The organism is Microbacterium sp. HMH0099, assembly GCF_049384025.1.
Classification (GTDB): domain Bacteria; phylum Actinomycetota; class Actinomycetes; order Actinomycetales; family Microbacteriaceae; genus Microbacterium.
The window spans coordinates 41,745-59,316 of the sequence record NZ_JBMRJR010000007.1 but is presented as its reverse complement, the minus strand read 5'-3'; the positions used below and the strand labels follow the sequence as shown (position 1 = coordinate 59,316).

Below are 17,572 nucleotides of genomic sequence, written 5' to 3'. Positions count from 1 at the left end.
TTCCCGCACTCGATGACCAAGGAGGTCCTCGTGACCCACGCTAACGCTGCTCTGACCCCTCGCCAACGCCTCCGGCTCGCTCGACAGGTGGTCGATGACGGTTGGTCCGTCGCTGCGGCTGCGACCTACTTTCGGGTGTCGTGGCGGACAGCGGAACGGTGGGCGCGCCGCTATGTCGAGATGGGGGAGGCGGGGATGCAGGACCGCTCCTCCCGGCCGCACTCGAGTCCGAACAGGACGCCCCGACCGGTGGTGCGGAAGGTCGTGCATCTGCGGTGGAAGAAGCGGCTCGGTCCGGTCGGAATCGGCGCTCAGCTGGGGATGCCTGCCTCGACCGTCCATGCGATCCTCACGCGTTGCCGGGTGAATCGGCTCAGCCACGTCGATGTTCGCACCGGTCAGCCGGCCCGCCGCTACGAGCACGAGTATCCCGGCTCGATGATCCACGTCGACGTGAAGAAGCTCGGCAACATCCCCGACGGCGGCGGGTGGCGCTACGTCGGCCGTTTCCAAGGCGAGCGCAACCGAGCGGTCACCGCCAAACGGACCGGAAGACGTGGCATCGCCGGCGACATGGTCACCGGGACAGCGTTCATCCACACCGTCATCGACTACCACTCTCGCGTCGCCTACGCCGAGATCCACGACGACGAGACCGCAGCCACAGCGGTCGCGGTTCTGCGACGCGCGGTCGGCTGGTTCGCTGCCCGCGGCGTCACCGTCGAGCGCGTCCTCTCCGACAACGGCTCCGCCTACCGCTCCTTCGCTTGGCGGGACGCCTGCGCTGAATTCAACATTCGACCGAAACGCACACGCCCCTACCGGCCACAGACGAACGGGAAGATCGAACGATTCCACCGCACGCTCGCAGACGGCTGGGAGCCTGACCCGCTTTTCCGGACGGGTTGTTTGTGTTGATCATGCCGCGGTTGCGGCGGGGATGTGAAGTCGTTCGAACTCCACGGGGCTGAGGTTGCCGAGGGCAGTGTGCCGACGGGTCGGGTTGTAGAAGCCCTCGATCCACTCGAACATCGCCGACGACAGCTCTGCTTTGAGGTCCAGTTCGACCGATCGAGAAGCTCGCGCTGCATCGTCGACCAGAACGACTCGATGAGCGCGTTATCGACGCTGGAGGCGACCCGGCCCATCGAGCCGAGCAGACCGGCTTGCCTGAGCCGGTGACCGAAGAGCCAGGAGGTGTATTGCGCTCCTCGATCGGCGTGGACCACGGTTCCAGGCTCGGGTCGTCGTCGCCAGCGAGCCATCTCGAGGGCATCGACGACGATCTCCGCGGTGATCCGGTCCGAGATCGACCAACCCACCACTCGGCGGCTGAACGCGTCGATGACGGTCGCGCAATAGACCCATCCGTCTTTCGCGCGATGCTGCGTGATGTCGCAGAACCGGAGCCTGTTCGGCTCAGACGCGCGGAACTGTCGCTTCACCAGATCCTCGTGCGTCGCTGTGTCTGGCTTCCAACCTCGCCGTTTGCGTCGATGAGACACCCCGGAGAGGCCGTCAAGGCGCATGAGCCGGGCGACGCGCTTCTTGCCGACGTGAACGCCGAGCCCGAGCCGCAGCTCGGCCAGCACCCGCGGCGCCCCATAGGTGCCTCGCGAGTCGCGATGCACCTTCCGAATCGTCGTCGTGAGCGCTGCATCCGCGACCGCGCGCAGCGACGGCGGGCGGGAAGCCCATTCGTAATAGCCGGACGTTGAGACGCTGAGCAACCGGCAGGCCACCGCGACGGGGATCCCATCCGCGGCGAGCTCCTGGACCAGCCGGAACCCTATTTTGGGAGCATGTTCTCCCTGGCGAAATAGGCCGAAGCGCGCTTGAGGATCTCGATCTCCATCTCCAGCACACGGTTCCGGCGCCTCAGCTCCACGAGCTCCTTGTGCTCGTCGCTCGTGACGCCGGCCTCGCGGCCCGAGTCGATCGCGTCGCGGTTCATCCAGTTCCGCAGGCACGATTCGCTGATCCCGAGATCACGCGCGGTCTGACCGACAGGGTTGCCCTGGGCGACGAGATCGAGGGCTCGACGCCGGAACTCCGGCGGGTGGGCAGCAGGCATCTCACGGACTCCTTCCGAGACGATCATCGCCTCAAAGTTCGTGTCCGGAAAACCGGGTCAGGCTCCTGTTGTTCTGGGTGAGCGTGAGCAGCGCACCGCTCGCGATGATCGTCGTGACGGCTCCCAGCCGGCCGAAGGCCAGCGCGAATCCCATGCCGGTCGATCGGCAGGAGGGATCGAAGGCGTTCGAGGTGACGGTGAAGAAGCTCGTGATAGAGATGCCGGCGGCGAGCCCGGCGAGGGCGATATTCACGATGAGAAGCACTGTCAGATCGGGCAGCGGGACCACGGCCGCGATGGTGACGGGCAGAAGGAGCGCGGTGAGTCCGGTCGTGGTCGCGCAGACGGCGATGCACGCCCGACTGCCCAGAGCGTTGATCACCGAGGATGAGACGAGCGCGCCCAGCATGTTGCTGAAGCTGAAGGTGAGCGTGCCGATCGTCGCCATCTGCAATGTCAGGCCGGCAGTGGTGAGGATCGACGGAAGCCAGCTCGTGATCGCGAAGATCAGGAAGTTGAGAGCGAAGAAGCCCAGTGCCGAACCGACGTTCACTCGCAGGTTGACGCGTCGGAAGGCTTCGCGCGAGGCTCCGGCGCGCGCAGGAGCCTCCGTGCTCTCGAGCTCGTCTGCGGCAAGCCTCTCTCCCGCTCGCACGCGGTTTAGCGATCGTACGGCGCGAGCGGGCTCCCCCCGCGCCAGCAAGAATCCGGGTGATTCCGGCAGCGCCACCCGCGCGACGACGGCGACGAGCCCGGCGAAGGCCGCACAGACGAAGAAGAGCCAAGACCACCCGAGGGCGGGCAGCACGACGAGAGCGAGTCCACCGCCCAGCACGCCGCCGAGCGGGGTGCCGATCGAAAGGATGCCGATGGTGCGGGGGTGTGCGCGGCGCGGAAAAATCTCCGCCACCAGAGCGTAGGCATTCGGAGTCATCGCCCCAAAGCCGATTCCGCCTACGAGTCGCAGCAACGCGAGCGGCCCAACGGCATCGGTGAAACCCATGGCCAGCGTGGCCGCTCCGAATAGCAGTGCGCTGAGGAAGATGATTCTTCGACACCCGAGGCGATCCCCGAGAATGCCGCCCAGAGACGCGCCGATCGCCATACCGGCCAGCGCCGCCGCGATGGCGATCGAGAACTCTGCGCTGGTCACACCCCATTCGCCGAGGATCACCGGGGCGGCGTACGAAATGCTCTGGAGGTCAAGGCCATCGACCATCAGTGATCAAGATGACCGCGACCATTACGATCTGAGATCGCCCGATGGGACGAGAGCTGAGGGTCTCTTTCAGCGTCCGGGCCATGAACTCGCCTTCGAGTCGTGACGGACACCTGTCCGTTTTGCGGCACAAGTGTCGTCGACAAATTCAATGGAGTCAAGATTCTCGGCTGAGAAGTGCTCCTTAACCCCCTGCGCCGCTGCCATATTGCCATAACGGACGCTTATCCACTGAGCGTCAAGAATCCGAAGCTCGTGGATGGTGTGTCTCGCGCGCAGTGGTCGGGGTCTCGGGGATGCTCTGCGGTCGGGCTCCATCACCGACGTGTCAACGGCGCGCAATCATTTGACTACCCAGGGCGGGCGCGTCAGCCGCGCGGCGGACTCTCGACCCGGCTGGACCTAATCACGAATTTATCGGGGGTCCCCGCCGCCCCCACACGGAGGATACTGCGACACCTTTAACGATCTCTACGGCTCCGACACATCCGTCACCATTCGCGCTGTACTCGAGCTCACCAGTGGCTCCGTCACCGCAGTGAACGCGCCGCACGGCAGGCGCGAATGTATTGGTTTCACTACCCCTGAAGCGCCCGTCGTTCTTATGACTCCGGAATGTGCAAAAGTCACTAGCAGGCTGAGCTGGACCGCCCGAGGTCGCGTTTCATCACAACAATCTTTGGTGCGACAGTCGGTGACGAGATTCACTGCTTAAGGTTCACCCGCCGCGCCCGAGCATTCCGCACATGCTCCTGGCGTTGGCTGGCGCGATCCGCGCGGGGGCAGTGGCGATCTGCTACTTACTCACCGCATGAACGTCGGCGCCCGCGAAAAGCGAATCGGCCATTTCTCTCCACAATGTCTCGAGGTCGACGGAGTCGGAGAAGCGCAACCACTGGAGTTGTGCACCGTCCATCGCAGCGATCGAATCGCGCGCAAGTCGCGCGGCGTCCTCGTACTCCTCCGCGAGCAGATCCTCGATGATCTGCAGCGAGAGAACGTAGCGACGTGTGAAGTAGTCGTGCGCCGGGTGATCCGAGTTCAGCGATTCTGCGTTCAGGATGCTGTAGAGACGGACAATCTCCTTCTGCCCGGCGTTGCGGCGAACGAGCCGATCGAGGTACTCCCGAGCCGTGTGGTCGCGCTTGGCGCGCGGCGCAATGCCCGTCTCGCGGAAGTCGATCTCGTCTCGGTGAGCGAGGACGGCAATGAGGAGCCCGTCCTTGCTCTTGACGTAGTGAAGCAGCCCGGGGACGGTCATCCCGCAGGCAACCGCTACCGCTTGTAGCGACACGCCGTTGAAGCCGCGCTCCGCGATGAGGGTCGTCGCCGCGCTGATGATCTGCGCTTCGCGCACCTCCGGCGAGAGGCGGCGGCGTTTGGAAGGAGGCGCGGCGGCAGCGCCGTTGTCGGTCGCGTCAGGGGCAGCCATGAAACTCCTATCTAGCAACCTGTAGATAAGGTGCTACTATCCATCTAGTAAACACTAGATAGCCCCGCAACGACGCGCGGCTACGGACGAAGGAGTCAACATGCGTAGGTTTTTCGCTGTCGAAGCCGTGGCGAGCTTCTCGGTCGCAGCACTTATCCTGACCGGCTGCTCGAGCTCGGCGGGAGGCGGCAACGCGGGTGCAACCGACGACACGATCACCGTCGGATTCGCGATCCCCGCGGCCAACCAGACTTATTGGACCGCCTATCAGAACGGCGTCAAGGACGAGGCGGAGAAGCAGGGCGTGAAGGTCCTGTTTGCCGATGCGAAAGACGACGCGAACGCGCAGGTCGACCAGGTTTCATCGTTCCTCGTCTCCGGCGTCGATGGTGTGGTCATTGCCCCCACCGACACCGTCGGCCCCCTCGCCGCAGTGGCTGCCGTCTCGGATGCCGGTCTCCCTCTCATCACGTCGAACCGGGTGCTCGACACCACCTACGGCGGTGCCGGCGGTGCGCTGCCCGAGGTGCACGTCGGATTCGATGACGTGAAGCTCGGCGAGTTGCAGGGCGAGTTGCTCGTCGACGCATGCGCGGAAATCGACCCGTGCGACGTCGCACTCCTGATGGCCACACTCGGTTCATCCCCTCAGATCCAGCGCACCGAGGGGCTCAAGAACGTCGTTTCGCAACACTCGAACATCACGCTCGTTGACCAGCAACCCGACAATTTCGACTCGCAGCTCGCGCAGAACCTCACTGCCACGTTCCTGCAGCAGTACCCCGATCTTGACTTCGTCCTCTCACAGTACGACGAGAATGCTGTCGCCGCGGCGCAGGTCGTCTCCGAGAACGGCAAGGCCGATCAGGTCAAAGTCATCGGGATTGGCGGCTCGAAAAACGGCGTCAGCGCGATCGAGGACGGCTCGATGCTCGGAACGGTCTGGGTCTCGCCCGTCCGCGACGGTGTCACCGCCCTTCAGACGATCCTCGCGCTAATCAACGACGACGACCTTTCCGACGTGTCCGACACCAATGGTGTCCCCACCATCCCAGTCGGTGCAGAGAAGGTGACGAAGGACAACGCCTCGCAGTTCCCGGGGGAATGGTGACCCAAGCCGCGCTCGAAGTCGAGGGCCTGCGTAAGGTCTTCGGCACTTTCACCGCCCTCGCAGGCGTGGACCTGAGCGTCGCCCGCGGAGAGGTCCTCGGTCTCCTCGGTGAGAACGGGGCCGGAAAATCAACCCTCATCAAGATCCTCGCCGGCGTCTATCAGCGCGACGGAGGCTCCATCCGCGTCGCCGGCGCGGAACAGACGTTCCGCTCCCCCACCGATGCGATCGACGCCGGCATCGTCACCGTCCACCAACACAGCATGCTCGCACCGAACCTCACCGTCGCCGAGAACCTCGTCCTAGGGAAGGAGCCCCGCTCGCGAATTCCCGGCCTCGCGCTCAAGCCCGCCACCCGGGCCAAGGCGACGGAGATGATCCGTGCGCTTGACGTAGACCTACCGCTCAACTCGGTGGTCGGCGATCTCAGCCTCGCCGACCGGCAACGTGTGGAGATCGTCCGGGCGGCGTACAACGCCTCATCCCTGCTGATCCTCGACGAGCCGACCGCGGCGCTCGAACCAGCCGAGGTCGACGAGTTGATGCGCCTCATCCGCAACGTGGTGGCCCAGGGCACCGGCGTCATCTATGTCTCGCACCGCCTCGACGAGATCCCCCGGATCTGCGACCGCGTCCTGGTGCTGCGAGACGGCCGTGCTGTGGGCGAGCTCGACCGTGAGCATGCCATCCCCGACGAGATCATTCCTCTCCTCGCCGGCCGTACCCTCGACGCCCTTTTTTCAAAGCGGGCGCAGTTCTCGGATGCGGTCGTGCTCGCGGTCGAAGGTCTCTGTCCGAAGGGCGGCGCTAGCGTCAGCCTGAGCGTTCGAGCGGGCGAGGTCCTCGGCCTCACCGGCGCCGCGGGCGGTGGCCAGCGCGAAGTGGCTCGGGCAATCTGTGGTGCGATGCCGGCGTCGGGACGACTGACGGTCGACGGAGAACCTGTGGGCCTCAGTCGTCCCGACCGGTCCGTCGCGGCGGGCATCGCCTACGTCTCCGGCGACAGGGCGACGGACGGGCTCTTCCCCGATCAGTCAGTGTGGCGGAACATTGCGGTCGGAAGTCTCACGGCGCTGAGTCGCGTCGGCGGTCTCATGAATCTCCGACGCGAGCGCACGCTCGGTCGGGAAGGATTCCAGCGCTTCGGCGTGCGCTCCTCTTCTGCGAACCAAGAGATCGGCACCCTTTCCGGTGGCAACCAGCAAAAGGCTCTCATCGCCCGGTGGGCCCTGACATCGCCCCGAGTCCTCGTGCTCGACGAACCCACGCTCGGGATTGACGTCGGCTCGCGTCGTGAAATATACGACCACCTCGCCGAGCTGGCCGCAACGGGAATGGCCGTCGTCATCGTCTCGGCCGACAACGCTGAGCTGCGAGGAATGGCCGACAGAGTGCTGGTCTTCGACCGCGGCGAGGTTATCGCCGAGATGCTCGGACCTGACGCAACCGAAGAAGCGGTACTGCGCGCCCGCGCCGCCGCGTTGAACACCCATAGTGAGAAAGCAGAGCAGTAAAGATGACAACCCTAACGACGCCCCCCGTCCTTAGCCCGGCGTCGCGCTTCTCGCGGGCCGCGCTCTTGGGAGTGCTCCGACGCAACGGGCTGCTGATCTTCTTCGCTGTGCTGATCCTCGTGTTCGCGGTGATGCGACCGGAGTTCCTCTCCGAGGCGAACATCCGCAACATCCTCCAGGCGTCCTCTATCATCGGCATCCTCGCCTGTGGCCAGACGATCGTGCTCCTCATGGCCGGATTCGACATCTCGATCGGCCGGACAGCAGTGATCGCGGGCCTGGTTGTCATGGCTACCGCGCCGCTCGGACCGGCTGCAGCAATCCTCATCACCCTCGCAATCACGGCGCTCATCGGCCTTGTCAACGGCTCACTGATTGCGAAAGCCAGCGTGAATCCGTTCGTGGTCACACTCGGAATGTTCACGATCCTCGGTTCGATGGCCTTGCTTATCAACAACGGGGCATCGATCAGTGGCGCACCAACCTGGCTGAGCGGCCTGACCCAGGGTGGCCTTTTCGGAATCTCGTCCTCGTTCTTCTGGTTCGCTGGAATCGCGATCCTGACCCACTGCCTCCTCGCGTATACGCGCTTCGGCCGCCACGTCTACGCCGTCGGCGGAAACAAAGAAGCGGCGAGACTGTCCGGCATCCGGGCCGACCGTGTGATGATCACCGGCTACGTGCTGTGCTCCCTCCTTGCCGCCATCGCGGGGATTCTCCTCACCGCGCGCCTGAATACGGCCTCTCCCGTCGCGCTCCCCGGAGCCGAACTCGACGCCATCGCCGCAGTCATCATCGGCGGCACCCGGATGACGGGCGGATTCGGGTCGATCCCGCGCACGATTGTCGGCGTCCTCGTGCTCTCAAGCCTGTCCTCCGGGCTAGTCATCCTCGGTGTCGAGTCCTACTGGCAGGGCGTAGTGAAGGGCGCGATCATCATCGCCGCCGTCGCCTTCGACGTGCTCTTCCGACCCCGTCGCTGACCAAGCACCCCTGTTTCTTCTTAGTCCTCGCAGAAAGCACCCCTCACCATGCCCGAAAACTCCTCTCACCTGTTCTCCGACGCAGTGGCGCGCATCCGAGCGGGTGCCAAGATTGAACTTGAGTCTGCTCGACTGGTCACCGCACTGTCAGCCGACGAGAGGCTTTGGCTGCTCGACGGCGACACTCCCTTTTGGCTAGGAATGGGAGAAATGCTGCTGACCGGCTACAACATGCGACCCCTCCCAATGGGAAGCGTCGAGCGCGTCGGACTCCCCGGCCTCCGGTTCGCCGACGGGCCCCGAGGCATCGTCGTCGGGCAGGCGACCGCTTTCCCGGTACCAATGGCCCGCGCGGCGACGTTTGACCTCGACCTAGAGGAGTCCATCGGCGCGGTCATCGGGGAGGAGGGACGCGCTCGAGGAGCGAACTACTTCGGTGGTGTTTGCATCAACCTGCCGCGCAACCCCGCCTGGGGCCGCAGCCAGGAGAGCTTTGGCGAGGAGCCTGCGCTGCTCGGCGAGTTCGGCGCCGCTCTGACCCGTGGCACATCGCGGCACCTGATGGTGTGCGTCAAGCACTTTGCGCTGAACAGCATGGAAAACGCTCGCTTCAGTGTCGATGTCCGCATTGCGGAGTCAGACCTGCACGAGTACTTCCTGCCCCACTTTCGCCGGGTAGTAGATGAGGGCGTTGACAGCGTGATGTCGGCGTACAACTCGGTGAACGGCGAATGGGCCGGCCAGAACGAGTACCTCCTGACCACCGTGCTTCGCGACCTATGGGGTTTCGAAGGAATCGTCCTGAGCGACTTCATTTGGGGCCACCGCGACACGGGACTATCGCTGCGCGCAGGCCTAGATGTGGAAGCGCCCTTTCTGCAGCAGCGCGCCCGGGGCCTCTTACAGGCCATTGATGACGGAACTACGGGCTGGGAGGACGTGGACCGCGCGGCACGACGCATCGTCGGTCGCCAGCTTGCACTCTACGCTCGGCGCCCCGAAACGGACCCCGACGTCGCCCCGCCCGCGGCCGACCTCGCCCGGGAGGCTGCAATCCGATCCATGGTGCTGGTGCGTAACGAGAACGTCGGCGGCGCCCCCGCACTCCCGCTCGCCCGGTCGACTCGGCTTGCGATCGTCGGCCGGTTGGCGGGCCTTCCCAATACCGGAGACCATGGCTCCTCGGACGTCCGCGCACCGTATGTCGTTACCGCAATCGAGGGGCTCGGCACCGCTTTCAATGAAGTCCGGGTCGACGACACCGGTGACGCGGCGAGCTCGGCATGCCTAGCGGCGACCACCGACGCAGCGATCGTCGTCGTCGGGTACACAGCCGCCGAAGAAGGCGAGTTCGTCGGCGGGGAGATTTTCTCCCGACCCGAGCTCGATGCGCTTTACCCCGAGGCGGTGACCTCGGACGACAGGGCGATCGAGGACGAGTTGAGAGCCTCCGCTTCATCGGGTCGGAGCGTGGTCGGCGCCGACACGGCCGGTGGTGACCGCGACAGTGTGAGCCTGCCACCCGCCGATATCGAACTGATCCGATCGGTCGCCGCGGTCAACGCCCGGACCATCGTCGTGATCGTGGCGGGGAGCACAGTCGTCGTGGAGGAGTGGATAGACGACGTGCCCGCTGCCCTCTTCGCCTGGTACTCCGGAATGGAAGGCGGAAACGCTCTGGCCGAACTCCTCCTGGGGAGGCGCGACTTCACGGGCCGCCTGCCCTTCGTCGTGCCGTCCGATGCGTCCGACCTCGCCCCGTTCGACAGCGACGCGACCCAGGTCACCTACGACGGGTCGTTCGGTCATCGCCGCCTCGACCGCAACGGCGTCACGCCACGCTTCCCCTTCGGTTTCGGTCTCTCCTACGGACACGTCGATGTCGATGTGCGGGGCGCGGAGCGCATCGGCGACGCGGCCCGAGTCTCGGTCTCGGTGAGGAACACCGGCGCACTCGCGACTCACCACGTCGTTCAGCTGTACGCACGCCGGAGCGACGGGCAGCAGTTCCTCATCGGATTCGACGCAGTGCATGCCCCTGCGGGCGCTGAGGTGGTCGCCGAGATCACCGGCGACCTGCGCTGGATCGCACGCTGGGACAGCGAGTCGCGACAGATGGTAGTGCCGAGTGAGGTAGTCGAGATCCGCGCGGCGCGCGACTGGAGCGACCCCGACGCCATCTCAATCTCGGTCTGACCGGGAGGCGCACGCACCGACAGGCCGCTCAGGGGATGTCGGCCCCGCCCGAACCGTTACATCCGCGGCTCGCACAAACCGCCTGGCAACAGATAGATAACCCGCGCATCGGGGGTTCTGCGCCCCCGGAAGCCATGACTCGGTCTGGCTCGCGTATCCGTAATCCCCCGACAAGTCCTAGTACCAGAATCAGCCACCGGATGCCGCATACGCGTCGGTAGCCGAGCCCAGCGGGAACAACGGCGCCGTACCGGCCGCAGCGATCTTCAACCCGCGTCGGCCACGGGCTGCTGCTGCTGTAGCCATGAGCGATTCTCACGCAGCAATCGGCGCACGCGATCGCTGTCCTCCGTCGCTGGAAAGGAAGCCACGCGCATCGACCAGTGAAGCTGCTGATCTGTCTGGTCACGGGGGCGCTGGTCCGCACATTCGCCTCGATAACGAGGATGGTCGGGTCGATGTGCTCGATGGTCCTGGTTCCGGTGGTGACGCTCACGGTGGTTTCCCCTTGATCGGTGTGCGACCATGAAGGCGACGGGTCCCGTGGTACTTGCTCTACTACGGGGCTTTTGTCGTCTTCCAGATCGTTTTTCTTTGCCTTTCCGGCGAGTGATAACCGACTGAGTGAGTGACGACTTTCTCGGGCGAGATAAGGAAGCTTGCGACCGCGTCCGAGAAAGACGGAGCGTAGCCGTTGGAGCGAAGTAGGTTGAAACCGCGGAGAGGTGAAGAGAACGGGGAAACCGGGCCGTAGCAGCGCTGCGAGGCATCATGAGCGCCCTAGTGGAAGCCATACGCAGCTGACGGCCACCGTGCTTGAGCTGCGCCGCGATGCGCTCGCTCCCGTACAGGCAGCGGCCCTAGATGACGACCGCTGAGAGGCCGAGCAGCAGCAGGATCTCTCTCGCCCGCTGCACGGTCCTCTTGCACATGCCGAGGCGGTCAGCGACGGTCTGATGCGCTGTCGTGACACCGCGCCCGGTGCCGACGTCGGCCGAGCGCATATCCTCCTGTGCAGCGCGCAGCAGCGTGTGAGGTGCGACCTTCACGGCCGCGCGCACGCGCTCCCCCTCGGGCGTTGCCAGGGCATCCATCACCGCGTCAAACCGTGCGCCGGCCGACGACCAACACGGCATCGGCGCGTAGGCGCCTGGTGCCGGTTCCGGGCTCCAAGAACCCGACCGGGATTTGTTCGGCCGCGACGCGGCCACCTGTGGCGTCTCGGGTGCAAGCTCGACAGACTTCTCCCCCGAAAAAAGGGAGCGTCGGGAGTACGCTTTGCCGCACAGGGCATCCGCGTCGTCGCCTTCGACCCGGGCAACGTACGCACCAACTTCGCCGCCGATACAACAAGTCTCATGCGGATCATCTACCAAACCCCGCTCGCCCGACTCATCCTCATCTCCCCCGAAAGAGGCGGAGCGAACTTGGCCTTCTTCGCTAACGGAACCCCTGGTGATACGTGGACCCCCGGCCGGTTCTACACCCAGACGAAGCCAGCCAAAGACCGAAACACCAACCCTCTCGTTCACGACGCCGCCCTTACCGCCACGCTCTGGGATCGAAGCGTCACGCTCACCACCTGAGCGGGCAGCGAGCAGGTGCGTGGAACTGTCCAGCTACGGGATGAGCGAGTTTGTCAACAAGAAGCTCGTGCGCACCTTCCCTGCCGACACCACTTCGTCGCAGGGCTCGAGAACAAGCCATGGGTGTTCGAACACGAAGGCGCCGACGTGCGTCGATGCACCGATGCGCTGTGTCGCGCTGCCGGGTTCGCGCCCAAGGTCACGTTCGAATCGGGCGACGTCTACCTCCACACGAAACTCGTCTCTCAGGGGCTTGCGGCCGCCGTGGTTCCGGGGCTCAGCGTTCGTCCACGCCCAGACGTCGCCTACTCGTCTCTCGGAGTCGTCCGCACGATCGAAGTGTCCACGAGAGCAGGAAGCGAGACGAGCCCTGTCATCCTTGCGGTCACCTCCGCACTGCACGCAGCGAGCCAGCAGTAGAGACCGACCCCGCGCGCACGAAACCGGCCGAATCGCTCGTGGTCGTAGACCGCCAGGCCGCTGTGTCGTAGGCCGGCCCACCAGCACCACGAACCCTCATTCACCCTCATAGGAAGCGCCAAGGTTCTGCGATGGCTGTGTTTGGGCGATGTGGTGACCATGGTTGGCATGCACCTCCTCAACCCTCTCTACCTGTTCCGTCGCAACACCGATTCCGCGGCCGGTCGCAAGCGCGCCAACCCGGTTGTCGCGCTGGGCGCCGGCATCGCCGTGATGTCGATGGCTCTCGCCGGATGTGCGACAACCGTCGACGCCACCAGCACCGCGACCCCGACGACCTCCGTCTCTTCCTCGGCATCCGCCACCTCGACGACGAACACGACCACCGACAGCGATGGTGCGTCGGCCACCACCACGGCGGAGACGATCTCCGACACCGCCGCCGCGGCGGAGGCGTTCCTCGCGACCCTCAGCGCTGAGCAGCGCGACGCCATTCTGTACGCCTACGACGACGAGACGAAGACCACCTCGTGGTCGAACTTCCCCATCACGTTCGTCCAGCGCGCGGGCCTGAACCTCGCCGACCTCACCGACGAGCAGAAGACCGCCGCCCTGAAGGTGCTCGAATCTCTGCTCAGCGACGAGGCATACGAGACCGACAGCAACATCGCCAGCGATGTCGCTAGCGCCGCCTTAGAGCTTCCCCGCGCTGATAGCTTGCTCACCGTCACTCCACCACCGGCGCGGCTACGCGTCCACAGTGGTGTATTAATGTCGCGCAACTGTTGCGTAACATACCGCCCACAGGTGCGTTGGCTTCGAGTTGCACCTACTCCACACATACGCTCATACGCCTGTGCTGCAACGCACACGTGACAAGACAGCCTTGTTTGGGTCGCGCGACAGTAGACTTGCCAAAACGTCGGGTATATTCCACTGTCTAGCTTTATCGATCTGACACACCCCTATCAGTGTCGTAGCCATGCAGTATGCGTTGGCTTACAGTCGGGTAGCCCATGAGTTCACGTTGTGATGGATGAGCTAGTCAGTTGCATCCGGCGAACAACGCTCTAACGGCGTGTCACAAACGCTTCACCCCACATGAACAGCTACGTTCACTTTGGGGTTAGCTGACATAGCCATGACAGGCCGCTACCAGTTCAGCCACCCGAAGTGCGTTGTTGGGCAACAGCCTCGTAACAGTTACTTAACGTCAGGGGAGTGGTTCGGTGAAAGTCATCGCAGTGTGCGGTCAGAAAGGCGGCATCGGCAAGACGTCGGTGTCGATGAATCTCGCCGCGGCTATGGCGAAGCACAGCAAGATCCTCGTCATGGACGTCGACCCGCAGGGCTCGACCATGTTCTGGGCGGAGACGGCGGAGGACGTAGAGAATGAGCTCCCGTTCGACACCTCGCCGTCCACGGACCCGGAGGCTCTGCGACAGCTGAAGAGCTTGAACGAGTACGACGCGATCATCGTCGATACCCCCGGATCGCTTCGAGACGAGGACGTCCTGGGCGCGGTGCTTGACCTGGCGGACTTCGCCATCCTGCCGATCACGACGTCAACGCTGGACTTCCCGGCAATAACCCGGACGTTGAACGAGTTCGTCATCCCGAGGGGAGTGCCGTACAAGCTCCTGCTGAATAAGGTCGATACCCGCCGTGGGCAGAAGCGTCTCGACGGGTGGAAGCAGGCCATCGACGAGGGGGAGTTCGTCGCCGACCGTGTCGGTGTTCCGCGGTTCAACCACCACATCCGCTTGTCGTCGACGGTGGAGGACATGCCGATGGAGGGCAAGGTCGTCACCCAGTACACGGACACCCGCGCAAACCAGAACGCCATCTTCGACTACACGGCGGTCGCGCTCGAGCTCACGGCTCAGTGGTACGAGGAAGCGAAGGCCAACTGATGCCGAAGATGGATCTCACGGCGCGGCTGAAGAACTCCGCGAAGCGTGCGCAAGATGTGACAGCACAGGCCCACCTCGTGCCGGTCGATGACCTGGCAGAACCACCTGCCGTGAACATCGAGGCGGATCGTCCCGCACCCGCTGATGAGCAGGTGCAGCCCGCCGAGGCGCCCGCCGATACGGCGGACGCGCTCGCTAGCGACGACGTGGCTACAACGCCGGCGCCGAAGCAGGAGCCTCGTCGGCGCGCCACATCGGTGGAGCCTCGTAAAGCGCCGACGAAGCCGTCACCGGCTTCGAACAGCGCAGCGGGGGAGTCTGTGAAGGGTCTTGCCCTCGAGCTGCCGAAGTCGCTGAACGACCGCCTCAACGCCCACCACGCGCAGACGAAGATGAGCTTCGTGCTGACCGTGATGACGGCCGTCGAGGTGGCGTACCCGCGGCTGCAAGAGCTGATCGACAACAAGCTCGGCCGTCACGATGAGCCGGCTCGGGTGTCGCTGTTTGCAAAGCCGACCCGGCAGAGGATTTCCCGCGACGAGGAAACCGAGCGCCGCACAATTCGGATGAGCGCCGGAGGCCTCCAGGTACTCGACGGGTTGGTTGAGGAATTCGCAGCGCCGTCGCGCACATTCCTGGTCATCGTCGCGCTCGACAACTACCTGCCCGCCGGGGAGTGACGGCGGCGGCACAAAGCCGGCCCTGCACTGCGCAGCCTCCTCGGCGGCTCGACCGCGTAACCGCGCACCTCACGGCGTCGCCGTGCCCAGCATGTTCGACGGTCCGCTGGCGAGACGTTTGCGGACGTAGGCCAGCAGTCGACCTAACAGCCACGACAACTCCGCGCCGACGAGGACCTCGGCAGCAGGCCAAACCGTCCGCAACGACCACATCCGTTGGCGTCCGTGGCGTCAAGCGGCAAGAGCGAGCCCCTGCTCGAGGTAGCCGGCACGGACGAGCTCGCGCGCCTTCTTGTGGTCTCGCCGTTTGGTGGGCCCTCGTGGGTATGCGGCGTAGTCAGGTCGGTCGGATTCGTTCCAGTAGGACTTCCTCCCTCGCCGGTGTTTCGCTCGTCGCTCCATCCATGTGACCTCAGCAAGCCACCACGCCCACACAAGCCGTTCTTCGTCGTATCGGGCGCGGCGTTGGTCGAGGTAGCCATCCACACCGCGTCCGCGCGCGACGAAGTCTCGGACAGTGGGGGAGAGACGTCGCCATCCGCCGCCAGTGCGCTCAACGAGGCCTGCTGCGGTCAACTCGTCGACCCGACGACGTAGGACGTCTGAGTCCAGCCCCGTTCGGTACGCAAGGTCGACGAGGGTGGCGCTGCCGTCCGCCGGGGTGTGCTTGTAGATCAACCCCGCGTTCCTGCCCATGCTGCGAGGCGCGGTGAAGACATCGTGTGCGAACAGTTCCAGCCGGGTGCTGATGTCTCTGATGAGGGCTTGGGAGAGCGGGAGGGCGTTGGCTAGGGCGCGCGTATGCGCTTGTGTCCGTTCTTGTACCAGTTCCTCTGTGGAGAAGCGTGTAGCCAGCCGGTAACGCTTGGCGTGCACTCCCTCGGCGTCCGAGACGACGTCGAGCCAGCCGCCCGCGCCGTCGTCCCCGGTGAGCGCGCGGAGAGCTCGGGACACCGTTGTGCGCCCGTAGCCGGTGTCGGCGCTGAGGCGGCGGACGTCGGCTTCGACGGTGTGCTGGGAGCTCTGCAGCATGTACAGGCAGATGGCGTCCAGGACAACTCGCTGAGCGTGGGAGCCTTCGACGCGGCTGTTGTGGGTCGCCCAGATGCCGGGGAGGGCGTCAGCGCGGGTGAGAGCGCGCTGGACGGTGGCGGTGACGGTCGCGGTGCGCTGCCGGTAGTCCTCGTCGTCTCCTGAGGCGCTGAGCGGGTGGGAGGCGACGTAGCGGACGGCGTACTCCCATGCGGCGGTCAACACCTTGTCTATCTGGTGTTCGCTGCGCCGCTGGCGTGTGGCCCCGACACGGCGGGTACGGGCGTGTTCGAGACCGAGTGCGCTGTGGACCTGCCCGCGGATGTCCTGGTAGCTCCAGCGGGCGTGGGCGGCGGCCGCGAGGATCCTCACCAGCGTGTGAGACGCGTCTGGGCCGGCGTCACTGTGCAGCACGGAGTCCATGGCCATCGACAGGGGCCGGCGGCGGCCGCGAATCCGGGGCTTGCCGGCGTCGTCACGGACGACGTTGTGCAGGTCCTCGGTCGATGGTGCGGGCAGCTCTGCGCCGAGGTCGACGAGCAGGGCGTGCAGCTGGCCGGGGGCGTCCTCGTCGGCGGCGTGGTCGGTGATCGCGGCCAGGTCGGCGACCGGCGCCGAGTGTCCACCGGCGCGGTGAGGAGCGTAAGGAGGGCGGACGCAGCCAGCTTTGGGGTTGGTCAGCGGGGCCAGGTCCAGGGAAGGGAACAGGCTTCGAGTGAGGTAGGCGATGGCGCGGACGGCGTCGGCGTCGGCGGGTACGTCGAGGTGAACCCAGACGTGGCGTCCGCCGGTGGGGCCAGACAGGCACAGCAGGTGGGGGATGTTGAGCTGCTCGAGCCAGTACGTGAAGCGGTTTGCGTCGCTCGCGGCGTCGCCGGCGGATGCATCGAAGTCGAAGCAGAGGTAGCGGAAGCGGAGGTCGTCGTCGGCCAGGAAGATTGCCCATGTAGTCGACGGAGGGGCCTCGTTCAGGGGCCAGAGCTTGTCGTAGGCGTTGAGCACCTCGCCACTGGCGGCGCGGGCGGCCGCACGAACGTCATCCCGGGGGGAGAGGCGGCGGGTGATTGCCCAGACCTCGTCGAGGGAGTACGGCGACACGCCGGTGGGGTCGGCGAGCGTCAATGCTCGACCGCGCCCCCGGATGGGGGTTACCATGGCGATATCACCTCCTCGGAGGTAAGACAAACGCCCCTTGCCAAGGGGATGAACTGAACACCAGCTCGAACTGACCTTCGGTCGCCAAACTCCCGGTCGGATGAGCGAACAGATTGACCTCAGGGCCCTTGCACTTGCCGGTGCAAAGGGCCCGATGTCGTCTATAGACGCGTCACATGACGAGCTCCCGTCGTTACGGTGAGGGTCGGCAGGCAGCTTGCCTGGCCGAGAACGAAGGTCTCTGCGGTAAGACCGGT

At 65.1% G+C, this 17,572-nt stretch carries 14 protein-coding genes and 2 pseudogenes; 9 read left to right on the top strand and 7 right to left on the bottom strand.

Going from position 1 to position 17,572, the window contains the following annotated elements:
• Nucleotides 1–30 precede the first annotated feature (30 nt).
• Nucleotides 31–879: pseudogene (locus tag ACO03V_RS15415) on the top strand (IS481 family transposase); the annotation flags it as partial.
• Between the two features lie 39 nt (nucleotides 880–918).
• On the opposite strand, the gene ACO03V_RS15410 reads toward ACO03V_RS15415, so the two are convergent.
• The 5 genes and pseudogenes from ACO03V_RS15410 to ACO03V_RS15390 form a co-directional block, all read right to left on the bottom strand.
• Nucleotides 919–1,044: an IS3 family transposase gene (locus ACO03V_RS15410; protein WP_423138306.1), complete on the bottom strand. Its 126-nt coding sequence runs from the start codon at nucleotides 1,042–1,044 to the stop codon at nucleotides 919–921.
• A gap of 47 nt (nucleotides 1,045–1,091) precedes the next feature.
• Nucleotides 1,092–1,742, bottom strand: a pseudogene (locus ACO03V_RS15405) (IS3 family transposase); the annotation flags it as partial.
• A 47-nt stretch (nucleotides 1,743–1,789) separates the two neighbouring features.
• The gene (locus ACO03V_RS15400) at nucleotides 1,790–2,074 is read right to left on the bottom strand and encodes a transposase (protein ID WP_423138214.1); all 285 of its coding nucleotides are present in this window, start codon (nucleotides 2,072–2,074) and stop codon (nucleotides 1,790–1,792) included.
• A gap of 31 nt (nucleotides 2,075–2,105) precedes the next feature.
• On the bottom strand, nucleotides 2,106–3,293 hold the full coding sequence (locus ACO03V_RS15395) for an MFS transporter (RefSeq protein WP_423138213.1): 1,188 nt from the start codon (nucleotides 3,291–3,293) through the stop codon (nucleotides 2,106–2,108).
• A gap of 796 nt (nucleotides 3,294–4,089) precedes the next feature.
• Nucleotides 4,090–4,725 carry a TetR/AcrR family transcriptional regulator gene (locus tag ACO03V_RS15390; protein WP_423138212.1) on the bottom strand — a complete coding sequence of 212 codons (636 nt, stop codon included), beginning with the start codon at nucleotides 4,723–4,725 and terminating at the stop codon, nucleotides 4,090–4,092.
• Nucleotides 4,726–4,825: 100 nt separating this feature from the next.
• Between ACO03V_RS15390 and ACO03V_RS15385 the strand changes: the two genes are divergently transcribed.
• Genes ACO03V_RS15385 through ACO03V_RS15370 form a run of 4 tightly spaced genes read left to right on the top strand, consistent with a single transcriptional unit; the run spans nucleotide 4,826 to nucleotide 10,529 of the window.
• On the top strand, nucleotides 4,826–5,836 hold the full coding sequence (locus ACO03V_RS15385) for a sugar ABC transporter substrate-binding protein (RefSeq protein WP_423138211.1): 1,011 nt from the start codon (nucleotides 4,826–4,828) through the stop codon (nucleotides 5,834–5,836).
• Complete coding sequence (locus ACO03V_RS15380; protein ID WP_423138210.1) at nucleotides 5,833–7,350, top strand: sugar ABC transporter ATP-binding protein; 1,518 nt, start codon at nucleotides 5,833–5,835, stop codon at nucleotides 7,348–7,350. The genes ACO03V_RS15385 and ACO03V_RS15380 overlap by 4 nt, the downstream gene beginning before the upstream one ends.
• A 2-nt stretch (nucleotides 7,351–7,352) precedes the next feature.
• Entirely contained in the window at nucleotides 7,353–8,333 is a 981-nt protein-coding gene (locus tag ACO03V_RS15375) for an ABC transporter permease (protein ID WP_423138209.1), read from the top strand.
• A gap of 48 nt (nucleotides 8,334–8,381) precedes the next feature.
• Nucleotides 8,382–10,529 carry a glycoside hydrolase family 3 C-terminal domain-containing protein gene (locus ACO03V_RS15370; RefSeq protein ID WP_423138208.1) on the top strand — a complete coding sequence of 716 codons (2,148 nt, stop codon included), beginning with the start codon at nucleotides 8,382–8,384 and terminating at the stop codon, nucleotides 10,527–10,529.
• Between the two features lie 860 nt (nucleotides 10,530–11,389).
• On the opposite strand, the gene ACO03V_RS15365 is transcribed toward ACO03V_RS15370, so the two are convergent.
• A complete protein-coding gene (locus ACO03V_RS15365) occupies nucleotides 11,390–11,623 on the bottom strand; it encodes a hypothetical protein (protein ID WP_423138207.1) in 234 nt (77 codons plus the stop codon).
• 507 nt (nucleotides 11,624–12,130) lie between these two features.
• Here ACO03V_RS15365 and ACO03V_RS15360 point away from each other — a divergent pair.
• The 4 genes from ACO03V_RS15360 (at nucleotide 12,131) to ACO03V_RS15345 (ending at nucleotide 15,128) form a co-directional block, all read left to right on the top strand.
• A complete protein-coding gene (locus ACO03V_RS15360; protein ID WP_423138206.1) occupies nucleotides 12,131–12,535 on the top strand; it encodes a LysR substrate-binding domain-containing protein in 405 nt (134 codons plus the stop codon).
• Between the two features lie 168 nt (nucleotides 12,536–12,703).
• A complete protein-coding gene (locus tag ACO03V_RS15355) occupies nucleotides 12,704–13,411 on the top strand; it encodes a DUF3500 domain-containing protein (protein WP_423138205.1) in 708 nt (235 codons plus the stop codon).
• Between the two features lie 353 nt (nucleotides 13,412–13,764).
• Nucleotides 13,765–14,448: a ParA family protein gene (locus ACO03V_RS15350; protein WP_423138204.1), complete on the top strand. Its 684-nt coding sequence runs from the start codon at nucleotides 13,765–13,767 to the stop codon at nucleotides 14,446–14,448.
• On the top strand, nucleotides 14,448–15,128 hold the full coding sequence (locus ACO03V_RS15345) for a hypothetical protein (protein ID WP_423138203.1): 681 nt from the start codon (nucleotides 14,448–14,450) through the stop codon (nucleotides 15,126–15,128). Before ACO03V_RS15350 ends, ACO03V_RS15345 begins: the two co-directional genes overlap by 1 nt.
• Before the next feature lie 231 nt (nucleotides 15,129–15,359).
• On the opposite strand, the gene ACO03V_RS15340 is transcribed toward ACO03V_RS15345, so the two are convergent.
• Nucleotides 15,360–17,315 (bottom strand): hypothetical protein, encoded by a 1,956-nt coding sequence (locus ACO03V_RS15340; RefSeq protein ID WP_423138202.1) that lies wholly within the window; start codon nucleotides 17,313–17,315, stop codon nucleotides 15,360–15,362.
• Between the last annotated feature and the right edge of the window lie 257 nt (nucleotides 17,316–17,572).

Bases quoted from the DNA above. Each gene is read 5' to 3' on its own strand.
- ACO03V_RS15375 (WP_423138209.1), top strand. From the start codon at position 7,353: ATGACAACCCTAACGACGCCCCCCGTCCTTAGCCCGGCGTCGCGCTTC.
- ACO03V_RS15395 (WP_423138213.1), bottom strand. From the start codon at position 3,293: ATGGTCGATGGCCTTGACCTCCAGAGCATTTCGTACGCCGCCCCGGTG.
- ACO03V_RS15345 (WP_423138203.1), top strand. From the start codon at position 14,448: ATGCCGAAGATGGATCTCACGGCGCGGCTGAAGAACTCCGCGAAGCGT.
- ACO03V_RS15385 (WP_423138211.1), top strand. From the start codon at position 4,826: ATGCGTAGGTTTTTCGCTGTCGAAGCCGTGGCGAGCTTCTCGGTCGCA.
- ACO03V_RS15340 (WP_423138202.1), bottom strand. From the start codon at position 17,315: ATGGTAACCCCCATCCGGGGGCGCGGTCGAGCATTGACGCTCGCCGAC.
- ACO03V_RS15355 (WP_423138205.1), top strand. From the start codon at position 12,704: ATGCACCTCCTCAACCCTCTCTACCTGTTCCGTCGCAACACCGATTCC.
- ACO03V_RS15390 (WP_423138212.1), bottom strand. From the start codon at position 4,725: ATGGCTGCCCCTGACGCGACCGACAACGGCGCTGCCGCCGCGCCTCCT.
- ACO03V_RS15370 (WP_423138208.1), top strand. From the start codon at position 8,382: ATGCCCGAAAACTCCTCTCACCTGTTCTCCGACGCAGTGGCGCGCATC.
- ACO03V_RS15400 (WP_423138214.1), bottom strand. From the start codon at position 2,074: ATGCCTGCTGCCCACCCGCCGGAGTTCCGGCGTCGAGCCCTCGATCTC.
- ACO03V_RS15365 (WP_423138207.1), bottom strand. From the start codon at position 11,623: ATGGATGCCCTGGCAACGCCCGAGGGGGAGCGCGTGCGCGCGGCCGTG.